This window comes from Sporosarcina aquimarina (assembly GCF_023715615.1).
GTDB lineage: Bacteria > Bacillota > Bacilli > Bacillales_A > Planococcaceae > Sporosarcina > Sporosarcina aquimarina_A.
The window spans coordinates 95,863-116,640 of the sequence record NZ_JAMBOM010000006.1; the positions used below are offsets into that span (position 1 = coordinate 95,863).

Annotated in this window: 20 protein-coding genes and 2 riboswitches; of the genes, 11 read left to right on the top strand and 9 right to left on the bottom strand. The window is 41.1% G+C overall.

Annotated features, from left to right (window positions below; genetic code table 11):
* The first annotated feature begins 5 nt into the window (after positions 1 to 5).
* The 6 genes from M3197_RS13860 to M3197_RS13885 all read left to right on the top strand — a co-directional run bounded on the left by M3197_RS13860 (position 6) and on the right by M3197_RS13885 (position 6,953).
* Positions 6 to 2,123 (top strand): glycoside hydrolase family 3 protein, encoded by a 2,118-nt coding sequence (locus M3197_RS13860; RefSeq protein ID WP_251662177.1) that lies wholly within the window; start codon positions 6 to 8, stop codon positions 2,121 to 2,123.
* A 15-nt stretch (positions 2,124 to 2,138) separates the two neighbouring features.
* Positions 2,139 to 3,398 (top strand): exo-beta-N-acetylmuramidase NamZ family protein, encoded by a 1,260-nt coding sequence (locus M3197_RS13865; RefSeq protein ID WP_251662178.1) that lies wholly within the window; start codon positions 2,139 to 2,141, stop codon positions 3,396 to 3,398.
* A gap of 244 nt (positions 3,399 to 3,642) precedes the next feature.
* Positions 3,643 to 4,356 carry a nicotinamide riboside transporter PnuC gene (gene pnuC / locus M3197_RS13870; protein WP_251662179.1) on the top strand — a complete coding sequence of 238 codons (714 nt, stop codon included), beginning with the start codon at positions 3,643 to 3,645 and terminating at the stop codon, positions 4,354 to 4,356.
* A 30-nt stretch (positions 4,357 to 4,386) separates the two neighbouring features.
* On the top strand, positions 4,387 to 5,439 hold the full coding sequence (gene nadR / locus M3197_RS13875) for a multifunctional transcriptional regulator/nicotinamide-nucleotide adenylyltransferase/ribosylnicotinamide kinase NadR (protein WP_251662180.1): 1,053 nt from the start codon (positions 4,387 to 4,389) through the stop codon (positions 5,437 to 5,439).
* A gap of 136 nt (positions 5,440 to 5,575) precedes the next feature.
* Positions 5,576 to 6,493: an NUDIX hydrolase gene (locus M3197_RS13880; protein WP_251662181.1), complete on the top strand. Its 918-nt coding sequence runs from the start codon at positions 5,576 to 5,578 to the stop codon at positions 6,491 to 6,493.
* Between the two features lie 133 nt (positions 6,494 to 6,626).
* Positions 6,627 to 6,953: a monothiol bacilliredoxin BrxC family protein gene (locus M3197_RS13885; RefSeq protein ID WP_251662182.1), complete on the top strand. Its 327-nt coding sequence runs from the start codon at positions 6,627 to 6,629 to the stop codon at positions 6,951 to 6,953.
* Positions 6,954 to 7,015: 62 nt separating this feature from the next.
* On the opposite strand, the gene M3197_RS13890 is transcribed toward M3197_RS13885, so the two are convergent.
* Together M3197_RS13890 and M3197_RS13895 are read right to left on the bottom strand one after the other, a co-directional pair.
* Complete coding sequence (locus M3197_RS13890; RefSeq protein WP_251662183.1) at positions 7,016 to 7,279, bottom strand: hypothetical protein; 264 nt, start codon at positions 7,277 to 7,279, stop codon at positions 7,016 to 7,018.
* A 207-nt stretch (positions 7,280 to 7,486) separates the two neighbouring features.
* Entirely contained in the window at positions 7,487 to 8,038 is a 552-nt protein-coding gene (locus M3197_RS13895; RefSeq protein WP_251662184.1) for a hypothetical protein, read from the bottom strand.
* Positions 8,039 to 8,134: 96 nt separating this feature from the next.
* Between M3197_RS13895 and M3197_RS13900 the strand changes: the two genes are divergently transcribed.
* Entirely contained in the window at positions 8,135 to 8,719 is a 585-nt protein-coding gene (locus M3197_RS13900) for a TetR/AcrR family transcriptional regulator (RefSeq protein ID WP_251662185.1), read from the top strand.
* An 84-nt stretch (positions 8,720 to 8,803) separates the two neighbouring features.
* Here the strand turns inward: M3197_RS13900 and M3197_RS13905 are convergent, their stop codons facing one another.
* The 4 genes from M3197_RS13905 to M3197_RS13920 all read right to left on the bottom strand — a co-directional run bounded on the left by M3197_RS13905 (position 8,804) and on the right by M3197_RS13920 (position 13,438).
* Complete coding sequence (locus M3197_RS13905) at positions 8,804 to 10,024, bottom strand: M20 metallopeptidase family protein (RefSeq protein ID WP_251662186.1); 1,221 nt, start codon at positions 10,022 to 10,024, stop codon at positions 8,804 to 8,806.
* 39 nt (positions 10,025 to 10,063) lie between these two features.
* Complete coding sequence (locus tag M3197_RS13910) at positions 10,064 to 11,476, bottom strand: YfcC family protein (protein WP_251662187.1); 1,413 nt, start codon at positions 11,474 to 11,476, stop codon at positions 10,064 to 10,066.
* Positions 11,477 to 11,509: 33 nt separating this feature from the next.
* On the bottom strand, positions 11,510 to 12,628 hold the full coding sequence (locus M3197_RS13915) for a M20 metallopeptidase family protein (RefSeq protein WP_251662188.1): 1,119 nt from the start codon (positions 12,626 to 12,628) through the stop codon (positions 11,510 to 11,512).
* Positions 12,629 to 12,790: 162 nt separating this feature from the next.
* Positions 12,791 to 13,438: a GntR family transcriptional regulator gene (locus M3197_RS13920; protein ID WP_251662189.1), complete on the bottom strand. Its 648-nt coding sequence runs from the start codon at positions 13,436 to 13,438 to the stop codon at positions 12,791 to 12,793.
* 152 nt (positions 13,439 to 13,590) lie between these two features.
* Between M3197_RS13920 and nadX the strand changes: the two genes are divergently transcribed.
* Entirely contained in the window at positions 13,591 to 14,373 is a 783-nt protein-coding gene (gene nadX / locus M3197_RS13925) for an aspartate dehydrogenase (RefSeq protein ID WP_251662190.1), read from the top strand.
* A 64-nt stretch (positions 14,374 to 14,437) separates the two neighbouring features.
* Here nadX and M3197_RS13930 read toward each other — a convergent pair whose 3' ends face one another.
* Positions 14,438 to 15,634, bottom strand: a complete 1,197-nt coding sequence (locus M3197_RS13930) for an MFS transporter (protein WP_251662191.1) — start codon at positions 15,632 to 15,634, stop codon at positions 14,438 to 14,440.
* Between the two features lie 53 nt (positions 15,635 to 15,687).
* Positions 15,688 to 15,787: riboswitch (purine riboswitch) on the bottom strand.
* A gap of 178 nt (positions 15,788 to 15,965) precedes the next feature.
* Between M3197_RS13930 and M3197_RS13935 the strand changes: the two genes are divergently transcribed.
* Entirely contained in the window at positions 15,966 to 16,511 is a 546-nt protein-coding gene (locus M3197_RS13935; RefSeq protein ID WP_251662192.1) for a sigma-70 family RNA polymerase sigma factor, read from the top strand.
* On the top strand, positions 16,504 to 17,790 hold the full coding sequence (locus M3197_RS13940) for a DUF4179 domain-containing protein (protein WP_251662193.1): 1,287 nt from the start codon (positions 16,504 to 16,506) through the stop codon (positions 17,788 to 17,790). Before M3197_RS13935 ends, M3197_RS13940 begins: the two co-directional genes overlap by 8 nt.
* A 319-nt stretch (positions 17,791 to 18,109) precedes the next feature.
* Here the strand turns inward: M3197_RS13940 and M3197_RS13945 are convergent, their stop codons facing one another.
* Complete coding sequence (locus M3197_RS13945) at positions 18,110 to 18,739, bottom strand: hypothetical protein (protein ID WP_251662194.1); 630 nt, start codon at positions 18,737 to 18,739, stop codon at positions 18,110 to 18,112.
* Between the two features lie 296 nt (positions 18,740 to 19,035).
* Here M3197_RS13945 and M3197_RS13950 point away from each other — a divergent pair, with 296 nt between their 5' ends.
* Positions 19,036 to 19,629, top strand: coding sequence for a class I SAM-dependent methyltransferase (locus M3197_RS13950; protein WP_251662195.1), 594 nt, complete (start codon positions 19,036 to 19,038; stop codon positions 19,627 to 19,629).
* 56 nt (positions 19,630 to 19,685) lie between these two features.
* On the opposite strand, the gene ric is transcribed toward M3197_RS13950, so the two are convergent.
* Positions 19,686 to 20,384 (bottom strand): iron-sulfur cluster repair di-iron protein, encoded by a 699-nt coding sequence (gene ric, locus M3197_RS13955; protein WP_251662196.1) that lies wholly within the window; start codon positions 20,382 to 20,384, stop codon positions 19,686 to 19,688.
* Positions 20,385 to 20,560: 176 nt separating this feature from the next.
* A riboswitch (cobalamin riboswitch) is annotated at positions 20,561 to 20,702 on the top strand.
* The last annotated feature ends 76 nt before the right edge of the window (positions 20,703 to 20,778 follow it).

Here is a 20,778-nt window from a genome sequence, read left to right on the forward strand (position 1 = left end):
TGTCGATGAAGAAACTTCGTACCTATTTTCTTGTCCCACTACTGATTAGCTTGTTAGTGCTAACAACTGGAATGTCTAGTCAGACAGCCATGGCTACATCACACAAATCACCGATTCAAGATTTAATCCTATTACAAAATGTACCTGAATCGGATAGTCAATTTGAAAATGGAACTATCAAACTTACCCCCCTTCACGTATTTAAAGAGGGACATTTTATGAAGACATCTAATAATTTGAAATGGAAATCGACCAATAAAAGAGTGGCTACGGTCGATAATAACGGTTTGGTTACTACAACTGGTAAACCCGGAATGGCAATCATTCAAGTGAGCGAAGGGAAACTAGTCGACCGTGTTGCACTATTAGGCAAACCCAATCGATCATCAGGGAAATGGCATGGGAAACCTCCAGTTACTTATGAGGTGAAGAAGATGAAAGGGAAACGATACAACCTCATTGAGAACGCAATCAGTCACATGACGCTGGAAGAAAAAGTGGGACAAATGCTCATGCCGGATTTCAGGAATATGAATGGCAAAAATGTCACGGAACTAACTCCTGAAATTGAGCAACTTGTACAAAAGTATCATTTAGGTGGAGTGATTCTGTTTAGAGAAAACGTAGTCACTACAGAACAAACGGCACGTTTAGTATCAGATTATCAAAAAGCGTCTGAAAAATATGGTCTTCTCATGTCAATTGACCAAGAGGGTGGAATCGTAACAAGACTTCAATCTGGAACAGATATGCCAGGAAATATGGCATTAGGTGCTACACGATCAGAAGAACTTGCGGGCAAAGTTGGGAAAGCGATTGGCGAGGAACTGCATTCTTTGGGAATCAATATGAACTTCGCACCTTCCTTTGACATTAACAATAATCCGGATAATCCTGTAATCGGTGTGCGGTCATTTAGTGAAGATCCGGAACTAACAGCTCAATTAGGTGTCGCTTATATGAATGGTCTTCAAGGAACAGGAACGTCAGGAGCAGCAAAACACTTCCCTGGTCACGGCGACACAGCAGTGGATTCGCATTTGGGTCTCCCAGAAGTTCCTTATGATAAGGAACGGTTAAAGCAAGTGGAGTTGTATCCGTTCCAGAAAGCGATGGAAGCGGGAGTAGATGCGGTCATGACAGCCCACGTTACATTCCCGAAAATCGATGGAACAACTGTGATTTCTAAAAAAGATGGCACTGAAATCAATGTACCTGCTACGTTGTCCTATAAAGTGCTTACAGAGCTAATGCGTGAAGAAATGGGATACGACGGATTAATCACAACAGATGCATTGAACATGAAAGCCATTGCGGATCATTTCGGACCAGTAGATTCTGTAATCCGAGCTGTGCAGGCAGGGACTGATCTTGTCCTCATGCCAGTTGGATTGGAAAGTGTCGCTACGGGTCTTGTGGATGCGGTACGTACTGGAGAAATTTCGGAATCACGTATCGAAAGTTCAGTTGAAAGAATATTGTCCTTAAAGCTTAAAAGAGGTGTTTTGAAAGAAGAGAATCCAAAGTCAATCGATGAAGTGATTGCAACTGCAAAGGAAACTGTAGGCTCTGAGACACATAAACAAATTGAGCGTGAGGTTGCCGAGAAGTCGGTGACTGTAGTGAAAAACAATGATGTATTACCGTTGAAGGTAAATACTACAGAGAAAATCGCAGTCATTGGGAGTTCATATATCGATGAACTGTACCAAGCTGTGAAAAGTAAACACGAAAACACAGTCTTGGTCAAAACAGGAGAGCCACTCACTACTGATCAGCTATCTCAAGTGTCTGATGTATCAGCCATCATTGTCGGTACGACTACCTCCACTGTGGCTGGTAGATCTCCGTCTAATCCTCAAATGGCGATGGTAAATGATTTAATGGATCAAACTGATGTCCCTGTTATCGCAGTAGGAGTCAGAAATCCATATGACATCATGGCCTATCCGAATGTGGATGGTTATTTGGCGCAGTATGGATTTAGAACAGCAAGCTTTAAAGCAACTGCTTCCTTACTGTTTGGAGACATCCAACCTACAGGTAAACTTCCTGTGACAATTCCAAATCCTACGGGAGGAACGTTGTATCCATTTGGACACGGTTTAACTTACAACAAATAAGGGAGCGGGTAGATGATGAAAAAGTGGTTAATGGTAGTAGTCACAGCTTTGCTAGTCATGACGACATTTACTGCGGCATTTGCCGATAACACCTATACCAACGGAAATAAGAAATCCAAGGGATATGATAAAGGAAACCAAAAATTTGCACTAGGTGCAGAGATGCTTATGAAAGATGAGAAGAAATTGCTGAAAGGTAAGCGGGTTGGGTTGATCACCAATCCAACGGGGGTTGATCAAAATCTGAACAGTGTGGTCGATCTCTTGAACAATGATCCGGATATTCAGTTAGAAGCACTCTACGGTCCAGAGCATGGTGTACGCGGGGATGCACAAGCTGGGCAATATGTGGATTATTATATCGATGAAGTCACTGGTTTGCCGGTTTATAGTTTGTATGGAAAAACTAGAAAACCGACTCCTGAAATGCTTGAAAATATCGATGTTCTCGTGTTTGATATTCAAGATGTCGGAACTCGCTTCTATACGTATATCTACACGATGGCTCTAGCAATGGAAGCAGCGCAAGAAAAAGGAATTCCGTTCATTGTATTGGATCGTCCGAATCCTTTAGGCGGTAAAAAAGTGGAAGGACCAGTCCTAGATCCAAAGTTTGCGTCATTTGTTGGACAGTATGCGATTCCACTACGCCACGGAATGACCGTAGGAGAACTAGCGAGGCTGTTTAACAAGGAGTTTGACATAGGAGCCGATTTAACAGTAGTGAAAATGAAAGGCTGGAAGCGAAACGATTATTTCGATGAAACAGGACTTCAGTTTGTCATGCCTTCTCCTAACATGCCAACACTGGAAACTGCACTCGCTTATCCAGGTGCAGCGCTTATCGAAGGGACGAATGTTTCAGAAGGACGCGGAACGACAAAGCCATTTGAGCTAATTGGTGCTCCGTTCATCAGCAGTCCAGAACTGGTCACTCGGTTAAACCAACTGGATCTTCCAGGAGTGACATTCCGAGCTGCTTCGTTTACCCCTACGTTTTCAAAGCATAGCGGTAAGCTTTCTCATGGGGTTCAAATTCATATTACAGATCGAAATGAGTATGAGCCGGTTGAAACGGGTCTTCATATTGTGAAAACGTTAAAAGATCTTTATCCTGAACAAGTTCAACTCACGCCTTTCTTTGACAATCTAATCGGAAACGGATGGATACGACCGGCCATTGAAGATGGAATGACGGTAAAAGAAATGGAATCGCGTTGGAAAAAAGATTTGAAAGAATTCGAGAAAGTACGGAAGAAGTATTTGATGTACTAAATGGTCTAAGCTGTCCTTAAGATGGAACAACTTGTGTTCAAACAGCAAAAATATTTGTAATTTATTCAAAGTTACTTGAGTAGAATGAAACCTTATCTACTGTTGCCCTCACAGTGCGGTGATAAACCGTAACGGTGGGGGCATTTTTGTGTGGAAAAGAGTTGTTGACAACACATAGATACATAGTTATACTAAGTGTAATAGTTAGTAACAAAAACAAACTAAGTGAAGAGGAGTGAAGAAGATGATTGAAAAGTTAAAAGGATATTTGGCAGAGTGGTCGGTTTTTGAAAAGGTGTGGATTTCGTTATTCACAGCAATTACGGTGTACCTCTATTTTGCATTTCAAGACACGCTTCTAGGGTTGATCAGTTCGATAGCTGGTATGTTGTGCGTAGTATTGGTTGCGAAAGGAAAGGTTTCAAATTATCTATTCGGTATCGTGCAGACAGTCACTTATGGTTATATCGCTTTCGGATATGGCTTATATGGTGAAGCCATGTTGAACTGGTTATTTTACCTCCCAACGCAATTTATCGGGATTTGGATGTGGATGAATCACTTCAAGAAAAAAGAAGATTCTGAGCAAGGGGAAAACGTATATGTGAAGCGACTGACACGAAAAGGTTGGATACTCGTTGCCGGGTCCTTCGTGGTAGGGGCATTGGTATATGCAGAACTATTGACGGTGTTATCTGCACAGCAAGTTCGAATCGATAGTATGGCGGTCGTTCTTTCAGTAATCGCACAAATTTTAATGGTGCAGAGATATGCAGAACAATGGGTGATCTGGATTTTAGTGAATATCTTGACCATCACGCTATGGGTTATCACGTTAGTACAGACAGGAGGGAACGATTGGAACATGGTCATCATGTGGACGGCGTTCCTAGTGAATTCTATATACGGTTATGTGAACTGGGTCAAATTATCGAAGGTACAAAAAGCAGAAGACTGAGCGTTTTGTTTATGAAGGGAGCAGATTAAAATGGGAGAACCTAGAATGGAAGAGTTGACAGTTGGACACTACGGTGGGAAATTCATTCCTTTTCATAAAGGTCATTTGTATGCGATTACGAAAGCGGCGGCTCAAGTGGATCAGCTGTTTGTAGTGGTTAGTTATGACGAGGATCGGGACAGGAAATTGTGTAAGGATGCGAGATTGGATTACATTGACTTCAAACAGCGGCAACAGTGGATTATGACTTCAACTAAAGGAATGCCGAACGTGAAAGTATTGGCGGTGGAAGACCCACCATGGGAGAGCGAAGAGCATATGTGGCTGGAAGGTGGACGGAGAATGATTGAAGCAATCCCGGAGCAAATCACTCATATCTTCAGTTCAGAAAGCGCATACGATCATTGGTTTAGACTTATCTATGGAGAAGATATTCAACATGTCGTCATTGATGAAGCACGCAGAATATTCCCAATCAGTGCAACGAAAATACGAAACGAAGGAGTATTTGCAAATTGGGATATGATTCCCGATGTAGCGAAGCCATACTACACTAAAAAAATTGCGATAGTCGGAGTTGAATCATGCGGAAAATCCACATTAACACGTAACTTAGCTCAACTATTTGGCACTGAATATGTAGAAGAATACGGGCGTACGGTCAGCGAGGAAATCGGGGACGGAAGTTCGTTGCTGACTGAAGAGCACTACAAGGAAATCGTGTTTGGTCATAAGCATATGGAGTTTCAAAAGATCAAGAAAGCAAACAAGTTATTGTTCATAGATAGCGAGGCGGTAGTGTCCCAGTATTACGCTAAAATGTATCTTGGTCAGGAGCTGGACTTTATAGAAGGGGTCATCCAGTCTCAGGATTATGATTTGTACCTATTCCTTGAACCCGATGTAAAGTGGGTGGCTGACGGATTCCGAACGTTCAATGATCCCGAAGTACGGGAAAAGACAAATAGAGTTTTGAAGGAAATGTTTGATGAGCGGGAAATCCAATACGCATCGATTAGCGGTAACTATGAGGAGCGGCTTGACAAATCCATCGAACAGATCACCAAACTCATGACGAACTAACAAAAGAAGGGTGCTGTGTGACCCTTCTTTTTTGTGTGTATGAAGAAGACTCGAATACTGAGCGCCTGGACTTGTCATATGAAACGGATAGTATTAAAATGCGACTAAGTCATGTATTTGAAAGGGGAAGAAGGCAATGGAAGAGCAGTACTTGCAGAACCTCAGTGAAAAGGAATTTATCGAGCAGTATCAAAAGACGGAAAAGGATAAATATGAAAAACCATCCATCACGACAGATATGGTTATTTTTACAGTAGATACAGAACAGGTTTTGGACAAGAGAAAAAAAGCAGGGAAAGAACTTCAGTTATTACTGATCCAGCGTGGAGGACATCCGTATAAAGGAGACTGGGCGTTAGCGGGTGGTTTCATGGGGATTGACGAAGACGTCGATACCGCTGTCCAGAGAGAATTGAAAGAAGAAACTGGAGTCAATGGAATTTACGCGGAACAATTGTATACGTGGAGTGCAGTGGACCGGGATCCTCGAATGAGGATTGTGAGTGTCAGTTACTTGGCATTGGTCGACCAAGGAAAGCTACCGGCGCTACGGGCAGGGGACGATGCGGACGATGTAAGATGGTTCACCGTAAAAGATAACGTAGTAGAATCACGTGATGAAGAGATTGGTAGTACAATCCAGCGGACCGAAGAAATTGAGCTAGAGCTAACATCTGGAGAAATTTCCGTTTCGGCAACGATTGAAAAAATTACAGTGACAGAAGGGACAAATACTAAAACGACAGTGAAAATTAAGAAGCAGGATGGAATTGCTTTTGACCATGCGGAAATTATTTTATATTCGCTCGATCGTTTACGGGGGAAAGTAAATTACACCAATATCGCATTCAATCTAGTGAGCGAAGAGTTTACTTTGCCCGACTTACAGCAGGTTTATGAAGTGATTTTGGGAAGACCTTTAAACAAAGTGCAGTTCCGCCGCCATGTGGAAGATATGGTGTTAGATACAGGAAAAGAAATCAAAACAGGTGCTTACCGACCTTCGAAGCTTTATAGATATAATGCGGGGTGGATTCATGACCAATGGAAATAGGGGAGTTGGCGTAGAATGATGCCTGAAATAATTTCTATTTTTACTACAAGCTAGTTCTGCCATCAAAAGTCTGTTTAGCCAACTCAAACTACCGAAATTTGAGTAGTTAAATTGAAAGTGAGGAGTCCTCAAAATGAAGCGACTAAAAACAATAGAAGAGTGGCGGATGCTACTAGAGAAATCTGATGAACAACCGTTTCTTCTATTTAAATTGAGCATGACGAGTTTAAGCAGTGTGACCGCCAAAAAGGAAATGGAGTCTCTCGTGACGGATATTCCGAGATATGTGGTCATTTCACAGCTTGATAAGAAAGTATCGAATGCGGTGGAATTAGATACAAGTGTTAAACACGAAACACCACAACTGCTCATTATCAAAGGCAAAAAAGCCATCTGGCAGGCAACCCGTTACCAAATCAATCAATCAGTTGTGTTGGATGCAATTGCAACCTATGTATAACGAAGTCTGTTACTAGAAAAGGAGTGATCCTACAAGTCATTTTTGACTTTTAGGACCACTCCTTATTTTTTATTGAATTCATTGTAAAATGTATCGTCTTTTTTCTTTTCTATATACGTCCAAATAAGGTAGATAATTAGTGTGCATCCGAGTATGAGCAGGGAGGCATTAAAAACGAACTCAAAATCCATATCTTTTACCGTTCTTTTGGCAACGCCTGCCTGATCAAGAATTTCATAACCTGTTTTTTGATAATCCATGAATAGAAAAGAAAGGATGATTCCTATTGCACTCCCACTAACTAACGAAAGGATGAATTTCTTCATAGTAAATGCACCTCCTATAGCTAGTATATCTTATTTCCTTTTAATTGTGTGAAAAGTTGGAAAATATTTTCTGTGGAGTTTTGCTTTAATAGAAATATAATGGCTTCTATAGAACAAGGTCATGATTATAGGGATATTTAGAGTGACGATTGAATGGGGTGAAAGGAACAGTCTTTCTGGTTTGAAAGGAAGCACGAGCTTATTCTTTTAAGATTTACTAGTTGTACGGTTAGGGCGTGGCCAGATGAAATAGCTGACTGATATGAGAAGGTCAATAACTAAAATAATCGTCCAAAGACGTAGCGTGTTATCGAACTCATGTGTTCGCTCAGGTGCATCGATATACCATTTTACAAACAAGATCATGGGAGCCCCAATGGCGAAAGCGAAGACGTGGCGAAGCGAACCTTTCATAGAATGGATGGCATGTGGATATCCTGTTCTTCGAATTGGTTTGGGCCCTTTTTTTGTTACGTAATATTGAAATCGTTCGTCTGCCCATTGGATCATACTTTTTCCGAATGCCAGGGAAATACCGATGTAAAGCGGTGCGATGGAGTGTGCAACTGTGGCTGTCGCTCCCTGGTAAAGGTCGATTGCTGTGACCAATAACAAAATCACATCGATCAAAGGAACTAGAGCAAGAATAAAAAGACCAAGCTGTTTTTGTTTGAACACATATCGGATAGTGAGGCCGAGGGCGATGACGGCCCAAAAGCTAATTTCACAAGCTATGATTAGATATGCAACAAAATTCATGAAGAACCTCCTAATTAGCACAGCTGTATTAAAACGAAGTATACAGGAGAATTCTTTGTAGTACAACTGTTTTATTTAACTATGCTAAACTAAGATATGCCTAAAATTGTGAATCATGATGAACGAAAAAATACAATTGCAGAAGCTATGTGGCGAGTGATTTTGGATAAAGGGATGGAAGGAGCGACAGTAAGAAATATAGCGGAAGAAGCGGGACTATCATTAGGAGCGCTTCGTTATTACTTTAAAACCCAGGATGACTTGCTAGTATATGCGATGGATTTAGTTCGAGAACGAGCAAAAAAACGAATTGAAAAGATTTTACTGCAATCACTTTCTCCCAAAGAGTTGGTTATTGCAATGATTTTGGAGATTGTACCTGTTAATACGGATACTCGTATTGAGATGGAAGTATGGTTTGCATTCATCGCCTATGTCAAACATCGAAGTGATACGATTGACGTTCCGGATGATCAAATTTTAGAAATGACGGAACGATTGCTCGGATTTCTGCAGGACCAGCAGTTGCTGAAATCTACGTGTCAGATGGAGATGGAAATCGAGCGGTTATATGGGCTAATTGACGGAATCGCCATCCACGCCGTCTTAAATCCGGAACGACTAGATTCGGAGCGTATTCGAAAAACAATCATCTATCATATCGATTCAATTTGTCGTTAAGTAACCATTTGCTTCTTGCATCATCTAACATATAAAAAGGAACGACAATTGCTCGTGCACGAGCAATTGTCGTTCCATTTTTAATTAACTCTGACCTTTCAACCAATCCATTGCAACCTGTGCATGTAATGCAGCACCATATTTAAAGATATCTTCATCTTGAATCATTTTTGGATTGTGAACGGGTGCTTCTCCTTCTTTACCCGTCCCTAAAATAACAAATGCAGACGGAACATTTTGAGAAATATATGAAAAGTCTTCAGAACCATTGATGGCTCCTAAGTCCACCATGTTTTCTGATCCCATTACGGTTTCCAATGAATCACTGATTTGATCGACAAAGGTAGGATCGTTATATGTTGTAGGTGTATGGAATTCAGTAATTGTATACTCTCCACGCCATGCTTTCACGACGTGGTCAATCATTTCTGGGATCCTTTCGCACAAATGATCACGTGTGGCTTGGTCGAAACTACGCATGTTTCCACTTAATACAGCTCTTTCAGGAATGACATTGGTTACAGTACCGCCACTCATCGAACCAACGGAAAACGTCACATTCTGTTTCGGATCCGATTCGCGAGTCATGAGCAGATTCAAGCTTGTATACAGCTGGTTCATAATCATATTGGCGTCAATTGTCTTATGCGGCTGAGAACTATGACCGCCATAGCCTTTAATATCAACAATGTACGAATCCATTGCTTGAGTGATTGTACCCTTCGTAACAGATAGGGTGCCGGCTTCCTGATCGGGCATGATGTGAATTCCGAACGCTGCATCCACTTTCGGATTTTCAAGAGCGCCGTCGTCAATCATTAGCTTTGAACCGTATCCCCATTCTTCACCAGGCTGGAAAAATAATTTCACTGTCCCTTGAAGTTCAGCTTCCTGGTCTTTCAAAATCTGAGCAGCACCAAGCAGCATCGCAACGTGGGAATCGTGTCCACAAGCATGCATAAGGCCTGGTTTTGTTGACTTGAACTCTGATTCGACCTCTTCCTCAATAGGTAATGCATCCATATCTGCACGTAGTAGAATACAAGGAGATCCTGAACCAATTGTTGCAATCACTCCTGTACAATTCGCTTGCTCTGCAAAACCAGCACGTGCATACTTCTTTCGGACTTCATCGGGAACTTTTCCACATGGCTTGTGGTCAATCCCGATTTCGTCCAACCGTTGTTGAATGAAGCGTTGCGTATTAGGTAAGTCAAATCCAAGTTCCGGATTTTGATGCAAATATCGTCTATCATGGATTATCTGTTCTTCATACCTCTTCATATTTTCTACCGTACTCGTCATGAAAACATCTCCCTTGTTTATGTACTAATGATTCCAATGTTAGCTTGGTCCAAGTCCGATATATTGAGCAATAACGATTAAAATGAATGCTACGAAATGGAGAATCATGAATAACTTCCACGAGAACTTTACCCAGTCCGCATAATTCACATTCGACATCCCGAGTGCGGCCATTAATCCACCGGAAGTGGGCCACAAGTAATTCGTGAAACCATCGCCGAATTGATACACAACAACCATTACTTGCTGGTTAATGCCAAGTATTTTTCCTAATGGTCCCATGATTGGCATCAAAATCAATGCCTTTCCACTTCCAGAAACAACAAAGAAGTTGAAGAATATCACAACTAAAAACAATACGAATAACGTTACAACAGATCCAGTGTCGTTTAAAAGGCCAGCCAATGCGTGTACGGCTGAATCTATAATTTCAGCTTGCGTCATCAAAATCATAACAGAACGAGCAAACCCGATAGCCAGAGCTGTTGGCAAAAGTCTTGAAGCACCAATCCCAAAATCAGCGGCTGCTTCACTCGGTGACAAACGTAAGATGATGACTAAGAATACGGCATAGATTGCATAGACTGCAGACAATTGAGGCATTCCCCAACCGAGTTGAATCGCACCATACGCACTACCAACTAACACTGCAACTAATCCAAGTAGTGCAAATTTTCGTGGCCATGTGAAGGGTTCTTCTTCATATGTAGCTGATTTTGCATTTTCCAAGTGTGCTAAATATTCGTCTGCTACAATACTTTTCGTTGGATCTGCTTTTGTTTTGTTGGCATAACGAAGAATGTACACTATGGTTATCGCAATGAAGATGACTAGGGAGATAATCCGGAACATAAGGCCAGAATAGATGGGCAAGCCCACGATCGATTGACTGACACCTGTTGTATAGAAGTTCACGGCACCTGCTGTGAATCCAATCGCTAAACCCATTGTAGATGTCGCAAATGCGGTCATTCGGTCATACCCCATACCCATCACAACTGCCATTGCCAGTGGGATGAACGGAATTCCACCTTCACCGAATCCGATTGTTCCCATAATCGCGAATACAGTGAGTAAAACAAAGATAATAAGTTTTTCTTTTCCAGCAGCAACACGCAGGAGTTTGTGAATCCCTGCAGCAATCGCACCAGACTTTTCAAGAAGATAAAGCGCACCACTGGCAAAAAGCAACATGACAATGATGTCAGCAGATTGCACAACCCCATTGTGGAGAGCCGAGAAGAAATCCATAAATCCAATTGCATTTTCTTGATCGACATAATTGAAAACATCCGTGTTTAGTTTTTCAATTCCTGTTTTAGGGTCGACCACACGTTCATATTGCCCACTAGGCACAATCCATGACAAAACCACTACTAGTAGCATAACGAGTAAAAACATGATGTATACGTGTGGAAAGTTAAACCCTTTACGCTTATCCTTCTTTGACATACAATTTCCCCCAATTCCCCATATCGATTAACTTTAGATTTTTGCGATTCCTTTAAAAAGTGCAACTCCAGTTTCGATCAATTCATCTATAAAGTCATACTCGCTCGTATGAACGTTCGGATAATTTTCGCCATTTCCAACGAAGCAATAGGCTCCTTTGGTTAACTTTGTAAAGTATCCGAAGTCTTCAGAACCGCGGAATGCATCTTCTAATTCGATAATTTCCATCTTGTTATCTTTTGCGCTACGACGGATTTTATCGGAACACTCTTTATCGTTCGCTGTTTCAGGGAACTCATCTTGGTACTCGAATGCAACTTGCAAACCATGTTCTTTTGCTTGTGCTGTTGAAAAGTTTTCTAGCTTTTCTTGGAGTCGGTCCATCTCTTTTTCATGTAGGGCACGAATGGTCAAGCGAATCGTTCCTTTTGATGCAGACAATCCAAATGCTTTCTCGCCTAAATCGATTTGGACAACCGTGCAAAGAACTAGTCCCTCATTAAGTTCTGGTGAAATGAATTTCGGAATCTCTTGTACGATATATGCGATTGCTAGAGAGGGGTTCTTACCATTTTCAGGTTGACTTGCGTGAGCGGGAGAACCCGTTAATTGAATAGTCATCCCCTTAGATGCACACAACATCGTGCCATCTTTAACAGCAACCGTTTTAAAGGGAAGACCACTCATATTATGATAGGCGTAAATCTCATCGATTTGATGTTCTTCGATGAACTCAACACATTGAATCGCACCGTCTCCCGTTTCCTCAGCAGGCTGGAAGAGGCAGAAAATATTTTGGTCCGCCCCGTTTTGATCAACTTCCAGCGCAAAAGCTGCAAGTGTTGCTGAATGCCCATCATGTCCGCACTTATGTGCTTTTCCAGGATATCGAGAGGCCCAGGGGAGGTCGATGAATTCGTCCATAGGAAGGGCATCAAAATCGGCTCGGAAGGCAATGGATGGTTTTCCCTCTCCAGCTCGATAAATCGCATAGAACCAAGTTCCTTTATCTACAATCTCAAAATGAGTTGTATGCGTTTTCAAAAAGTCCATTAAATATTGTTTGGTCCATACTTCTTCGTTTGAGAGCTCAGGATGTTGGTGTAAATCATGACGCAGTTGTTTTGCTAACTTAAAATTATGACTATTCATGCTGTGTCTACCTCCTAGCAGTTTTCAACTTCCTAACAATCGATTTATGAGTCTGAACTGTTAGTCAATTAATTATATTGTATATTGTACATTATATTTTATTTTTTACAATAAAAAAATTCCGCATAGAGATGCAGAATTTTTTAACAAGTTGCTTTTTAGTTATAGGGGGATAAGCTCAGCTTTTTCAGCATTCCAATGGACTTCCTTCAAGTAACTTTCTAATTCAGTCGTTTTGCCTTCTCTGAATAATTCAAGCATTTTGCGATGTTCATGATTGGTTTCTCTTAACTTGTTGGCTGTCCATATCGGATCTTCCATCCAATCGAATGTCTTTAAAAACTTCTTTTCTAACTGTAATAACAAAGTGACAAGACTCTTATTCGGACAGATGGATAAATAGACATTATGAAACGATTCTTGCATTTTGTGATACATGGAGAAATTTCCGGTATTGATGGCCAAATCGATGCTTTCGATATAGAACTCCATTTCCTTCAGGTGTTTGTCTGTCAGCAAATGTGTGGTCAAGGAAGCGGCTAAACCATCTAATGCGCCAATGATCAAATACGTTTCTTTTGCTTCTTCAGTAGTCAAGCTCTTGATGATGAATCCTTTTCGAGGGATATTTTCCAATAATCCTTCTGACGAAAGTTGAATAAGTGCTTCTCGTACAGGCGTCCGACTTACTTTCAACGCATCGCAAATCGCGTTCTCATTCACTTTTTTGTTAGCTGTGAGTGTCCCGTTATTGATTTGCTCGACGATATAATTATAGACATGATCTGTTAACGACAAGTAGTTTTTCATAGTTAAAACCTCAATATCTTTTTGACCTCTATTATATAGATTATTTGTAAAAATTCAATTTAGAAATGAAAAGTATTGGGATTGCTGGTGAAAGTAGGTATGATGAGAGTATCTAATTCTACTAGTAAAACAATATAATCAGGAGGAATTGCATGAAAATAGGAATCATAGGGACAGGCAATATCGCAACCTATCTATTGGAGAAAATTAATGACGAAAAGTGGTTAAACGGTGAGGTCATAGCGCTATTCGGTCGAAATCGCGAAGTAGGGGAGAACCTTGCGACGCGCTATGGAATCGATTTCCATACGGAGTTTCAAGATTTTTTAGACGCACCTATTACTATGGTAGTGGAAGCCGCAACGATAGAAGCAGCGAATCACTATATAAAAGCCGTTGTGACTAGCAAGAAAGATTTGATTGTGAGTAGTATTGGCGTGTTTAACGATATCCAGTTGCTCGATGAACTGAAAGAACTCGCGGAATCGAATGGGGTACAAGTTTCACTTCCTTCAGGTGCGATTGGTGGATTGGATTTGTTAAAATCTGCGAATGCTGTTAACGGATTGAAACATGTGCAAATCACCACTAGGAAATCTCCTGCTTCCCTTGGACTTCAAGCGAATCATGGAGAAGAACTGCTTTTTGATGGTTCTGCAAGGGAAGCAATTCCAAAGTTTCCTAGAAATATGAACGTTGCTTTGGTGCTAGCCCTCGCTGGAATTGGTATTGAGAAGACGAGAGTACAGGTAGTAGTAGATCCTGCAGTCAAGCGGAATACCCATGTAATAGAGGCAGATGGTGATTTTGGGAATATGAAGTTGCAAATCGAAAACAATCCGATGCCAAATAATCCAAAGACAAGTCACCTTGCTGCTCTGAGTATTTTAGACGCGTTAAAAAATAAGGATTATTCGATCAGAATTGGAAACTGAGACGTTCCTATGAATATAAAAAAGTAACTGTCCATTTTCTTGAGGACAGTTACTTTTCTATGGCTTAATGTGTTCTTTCAGAAACTTGCGGAGTCGTTTTGCTGTGCGATTTTTTCTTCTGGACAGCCATCGACAGTGATATCGCTGCACAAACAAACGCAATAATGACGATAGAACCACCTACGGCAGGCATACTGGTTACGCTACCTGTATGACTGAAGGCAATACCACCAACACCTGAACCAAGGGCAATTCCGACTTGAAGTGCGGAATTGTTAAAGCTCTGGTGAATATCAGATGATACAGGATCTGTTTGAATGATATATTCTTGCTGAGCTGGAGCGAGTGCCCAGCTAAGAGCACCCCATATCATCATGACAATGATGAAAACAGGCATTGAAAATGTTGAATAAGGTAGGATGAACAGACTGATAGAGAATGTCCCTAAAATGATTAAAATACTCTTTTGAGAGCCAATGCGTGTAGCAAGCCCTCCGCCAAAACCGCCACCTAGAACGGCTGCGATACCGAACAAAAAGTAAAAGATACTGATTGATGAAGCGCTGAGGTTCATCGTTGTTTCAAGAAACGGTGTGAAATACGCATACACAGTATAATGACCTGCGAGCATAAACATCGTTGCTAAATGTGCAAATACGATCTTTTTGTTGGATAAGGCTTTCAGTTGTTCACGAAGTGGTTGCACGTCTCCAGTTGGAATTTCATCGAAAAACTTACGGATCAAAAGGATACTTCCGATTGTTAGGAGTGCGATTCCAAGGAAAACTGTTCGCCATCCGAATGCGTTCGTTATGACGATTCCAATCGGTACTCCGAGTACAAGGGAAGAACTGATTCCCATATAGATATAACCTAATGCTTTCGCACGTACATTTGGTTTTGAAATGCGGGCGGTGATGGTTAAGGATAGGACGATGACTAACGCTGCACTTGCTGCAGTTAAAACCCTAGCAGTCATCATCATTGCAAAGGTTGTGCTGAAATATGTGAATACGTTTCCTAAGAAAAATACCGATAATGTTAGTAAATATAACTTTTTCCGTTCGATTTTAGCTGTTAGTGACAGCAACACAGGTCCAGCGAGGGCATAGACCAATGCAAATATGGTAATGAGTTGCCCAGCGGTCGCAATTGAAACTTGTAAATCTTCAGCGATCACAGGCAGAATCCCACCTACAACCAGTTCGACCAAGCCTACTGTAATTGCCGATATGGCTAATAAAAATACACGAATGTCCAACTAATCTCCTCCTGCTATTATTCTTTATCGAATTTGAAAATATAAAAAAGTCCCGACTACAAAATTTCTTTTGTAGTCAGGACTTAACGGATCCTGGTAGAGACCCTCGAACCATATTATCGAGGTTATACAGATTGATTTTTAGTATGAAATTTTTCCTTCTCATCAATTTATCATGAAAATTAGACGGTGGCAAGGGTAAGACGTCTGACAACCAAAAAAGTAAACGATTAGCATGTGAGCAAAGTAATTTTAGTCTAACGTGCAAATACATAAGTATGAAATGAACTTTTTACCTGTCTGGAAACTCTTATAAGGGAGAGGTGAGGAAATGAGGGTCGTCAGGTTGGTCAAGAAGGCGAAAAAGGGGAATAAGGGAGCGTTACTGCAACTAATTAGCGAGCAGCAAGACGCTTACTATCGATTGGCGTTAACGTATATGGGGAATTCTCATGATGCGATGGATGCGATGGAAGATATGATTGTGAGTTTGTATCATTCAATTCCTCAGCTGAAAAAAGAAGATGCATTTTATAGTTGGAGTAAAACGATACTAGTGAATCGATGTAAAAAGCTGTTACAGAAGAAAAATAAGATTGTCCCAATGGAGAACACGAATGAAAGTTTCGAAAAACCAATCATAACTACCGATGCCACTAACTCTTTTACACAGACCGAGCAACGTATGGATCTGAAAGATATGTTGAGTACGCTTAATGCGAACCAGCAAGAAGCGATTGAGTTAAAGTATTTACATGATTTAGACCTTCAAACAATTGCCGACATGACGAACGTGTCAATCGGAACCGTGAAATCCCGTATTTTTCAAGGACTGAAAAAAATGCGTGAGCAATTCGGAGGTGAATGGAATGAATGAGTTGGAAAAGTATTTAGAAAAAGAAAGTGAGCGTTTAAAGAATAATAAAGCTCCTGAAGAATTAAACGAACGTTTACGGGTGGCACTAGAACAAACGCCTCCGCGACGTAAAAACAAAGCTCCAAAATGGATAGCTGTCGCCGCAGCCATAATGTTGCTTTCCTTTGTAAGCTACAACTACAATGCATTTGCTTATTTTGGCAAGAAATTGCTTGGTTATGATGAATTAATGACGGAAACGCTCGCTCAATTGAATGAAGAAGGCGGTGGGCAGTCGATTGAGAAAAAAGTAATTCTCTCTGATGGAACTGAACTGTACTTGGACGCGTTGCTGACAGATGAAAACCAATCCATTCTCTATTACACAGTGAAAAATTCAAAAGGGGTCGTGGAAGAATCTTATTTTGACAGGCTTCGTGGTTCATGGACAAAGGCATTTGCGACTTATGGTACATCTTCTAAGAATGAGGAGGGAACAGAAATTAAAGGGATTCAAGCGTTCGAAGCAGTGAGTCCGTTTGCCAAAGAACTAACATTAGAGTATAGATACAACGAAGGAACTGAGCAGGAAGAAATTACTTTCCCTTATAACCCTAAGCTAGCCATGCAAACTGAACTGAAACAGTCGATTCGCAAAAAAGTCCATGTTGACCAAGGAACGATCCGTTTTGACTCGATCACTGCGACACCTAGCCGCACCACCATTCAAGCAAAAGTGAATGTAAATAACTTTGACCGTATACAGTTAGGGGGAGGAGGAGTTCAACTACTTGCGAATGGAGAACCGGTTGAATTGACCGGGTCTAGCTCCAAATCAGCAATTTTCGGGCAAGACATTGAAATTTACTTTGACCGTTTACCAGCGAAAATCGACACATTAGAGATCGTTGTGGACAAATTTGTGGGCTATCAAACACTAAACGAAGCGATTGCGGTATCCGGAGACGATGACCAATCTGAAGAAATCCATGGTAAGGAGCTAATCATTCGTAAAATCGAAAAAACAATGGAAGGTATTCAAGTAACGATTGCGACTGAACAAGATGTCCTACTAGAAGGTGTCTCCATCCAGACAAAAGGGAAATCTACACCTCTTCACACTACACTACGGGCGGATCTTTTAGATGGCGAAAATGGAGAAACATACAGCGAGCGAGTCCTGTTGTTTAATACCGATGACTTGCCAGATACACTTTCGATTGAAGGCATGCACTATGCTAAGAGTTATGGAGAACACATTCAACTTATAGATAAAAAGAAAACCGTTGAGGGAAACTGAATCCCCTCAACGGTTTTTTCTGAATTGCACAGCATAATCAGCTTGGCAGATAACGAAGGGCCAACACAAGAATCCCGTAACTGAACTCCCAAGATTTGAAAGAGCCTTAACTGTTAACCTTTGAGATTTAACCGGTAAGAACTTTAATGTGTAAGTTTTAAGCTTTGAGCGCTGAGCGTTAAGCTTTTCCGTTACGTCTACTATTTTGCGATAAAAGTAATTAAAGTAGGTTGTCCGGTTTTACTTATTGTCCCAAAGAAAACGCGGAAAAGAAGGGTCTTGTGGATGTCGTTTTCAATTACCCATGCAATCTAAAAATTTAAATTGAAATTTGTGTCACGGCATTCGATTCAGAAAGGACTGCATCTACTTCTGTTTTGAAATTGGAGATGCTTTCTTCCAAATCGTCAATTCGTTTATTGAGATGCAGCGGGTCGATTAGAACAAACTCATTTCGCTCCATGAAAGATTTCGTATGGAGTTCGACCTCTTCTTTTTTAGCGTTCTCTTTCTTACCTAAGATTTCGGTTAAGTACGCTTCTAGTCTTTGCGTCAATGTGTCATTTTCCACAGAAAGTCGATTAATGGCTTTTCTACGTGCAGACACCATGGCAGCAAGTAAACTTTCTTCATGCTGTATAGAAGTTTTACGCTCGATTGCTTTAGCGACTGTCATCGTTTCTCCAGCTACGGTTACGTGTGTGACAGCATTGGACTGAACTACAGCCTCTTTAATTAGATTGCGTCGTTCGATAAGAGATACGGATTTATCAAAACCTGCTTGAATGGTTTTCTCATAATCTTCAATGGAAAGACCATTAATTTTTTGTGCGGATTTTCGATCCGTTGCGATGAAGTCTGCTTCCTGAATCGATTTAGCTATTCGATCGTTCAATGTTTTGAGTTCAGCTAATGCCCGGTGAATGGACATCGTTTGACTTGTATTCATGTCTTCTCCTCCAATCGCTCTATTTAATAGTCTATCATTTACAATTTGACGTTGCCAAGTTAGAGATGAAGAAACGATGGTAATGGGCATGGAAGGGAGTTCTTGGTACCATAAGAGTGTAGAATTGGATTGAGATACCTGTGAAACCTGTTCGTTAAAGAAGAGGGGCAGTCAATGTGAGCCTGGTTTCCAAGAGTATACGATGCAGTTATGAAACCGTTGGAAGCAACTATATTATGATAAGTTGTTTTTATTTATTGAAGGGAAAAACGGAATGACAGAAAGGAAGAATCATGATGAATAAATGGCAAGAGCGTTTTAATCAGATGGATTATGTATTTGGGAAAGAGGCAAATGTGTTCATCCAAGAGGCGGTGGAGCAGTTTATTATTGGAAAGAACGTTCTAGCGGTTGCTGAAGGGGAAGGAAGGAATGCGGTCTTTTTAGCGGAGCAAGGGTGTGACGTCACGATTTGGGATTTTGCCCAATCCGGATTAGACAAAGCTCATGCACTTGCGAAAGAAAAGGGGGTTCAGCTGAAGACAAAGATTCAAGATTTGCAGGAAGCGGACTGGCCAACAGAAGAGTATGATGCAATCATTTGTGTGTTTGGTCATTTCAATCCAGAGTTGCGAAAGCAGACATTGAAAGGGATTCGTCAAGCCGTGAAAACCGGTGGACTGTTTGTGACGGAAGTCTATGCAAAAGAGCAAATCGATTACGGGACAGGTGGACCGAAAGATGTAACGTATTTGTATGATATGGAGGACTTTGAAGTGTTCTCTGATTGGGAGCATTTACACTTCGAAAAGAAAGAAGTGGTTCGTGAAGAAGGAGCGGGGCATAGTGGGTTGTCTCATGTCATCCAATTTGTCGGACAGAAAAGATAAGTAATACAAAAGCCGGGCACCGCGCTATATACTGCGCGGTGCCCGGCTTTTAGTAGTTAAATTGCTTTTCGAACACGATCAAATAGAACATTGTTTTCTAAGTGTACATGCTGAAAGGTATCTTTTTCGAACTGTTCAAGACGTGCATATACAAGTCGATACGTTCCGCAAGCCTCCTCGGGAGGTGTGAAATTGTTAGTGATTTCCCGTAGTTCATGTAGAAGTCGTCCTGCATTATCGTGCTCTTGTTCTAGTTCCGTAACATGAAGTTTTAGCTGCTCTTTCAGTTCGGGTGTTGGGTTTGCTAAAAATTCAAGAATGAGAGGGAAGACGTTTTGGTCTTCATCGTCTGTATGATCGATTAGTTCAGTCCTCAGTAATATAAAAATCTCTTGAACACGCAACAAATGCGGATGATGTTCTCCATGCACACGCGCGACTTTTGTGACATATGGAGCAAGCAATGGGAGTTCTTCACGCAAGCCTGTATGATACTTTTCTTGAATATGAGCAATAAGTGTTTTCTCCCCAAAGGAGGAAGGCTCCAGCTGTTCACGTAATTCTCGTTTCTCTTCAATTTCTTGAACACGTGATAAGACGTCAGCAGGATTTAGTTCTCGTTTAACAGCTGCTTCTCGCAATGAAATTTTACCTCCGCAGCAATAATCGATGCGTAAGTTACGGAACAAATCTGCACTTTGGGGAATAGCCGTGACAATATCAGAGACGTGTTGGTCAAGCGTTACTTGTGACAATGGAATTCCTCCTATTGGATTAATTGATAATCGTTCTCAAATCTAATCTTACTGAATCTTTGTCAGGTTTCATATTGGGGAAATACCTACATCTTTAAGATGAGAATAATTGACGAAATACTCTATTTGACAGAAAAATTTAACTATGGTAGGTTTGTTTAAATCGACAACCGAATAGTAAAGCAAGAGAGATAGGTGATTTAGTAGAACGTGTAACTAAATCTTAAAAGTGAAGCCGGTGAATACAATCCGGCGCGGTCCCGCCACTGTGACAGCTTTTTGCTGAAGCCAGATAACTGCCTAGTTTCTTATGACGCTATCCCCTACGGTCGATAGGGAGTGTTAGAATGCGCACGCGCAACTTTTTTGTTGCGTCCACATTTCTGACCCTCGT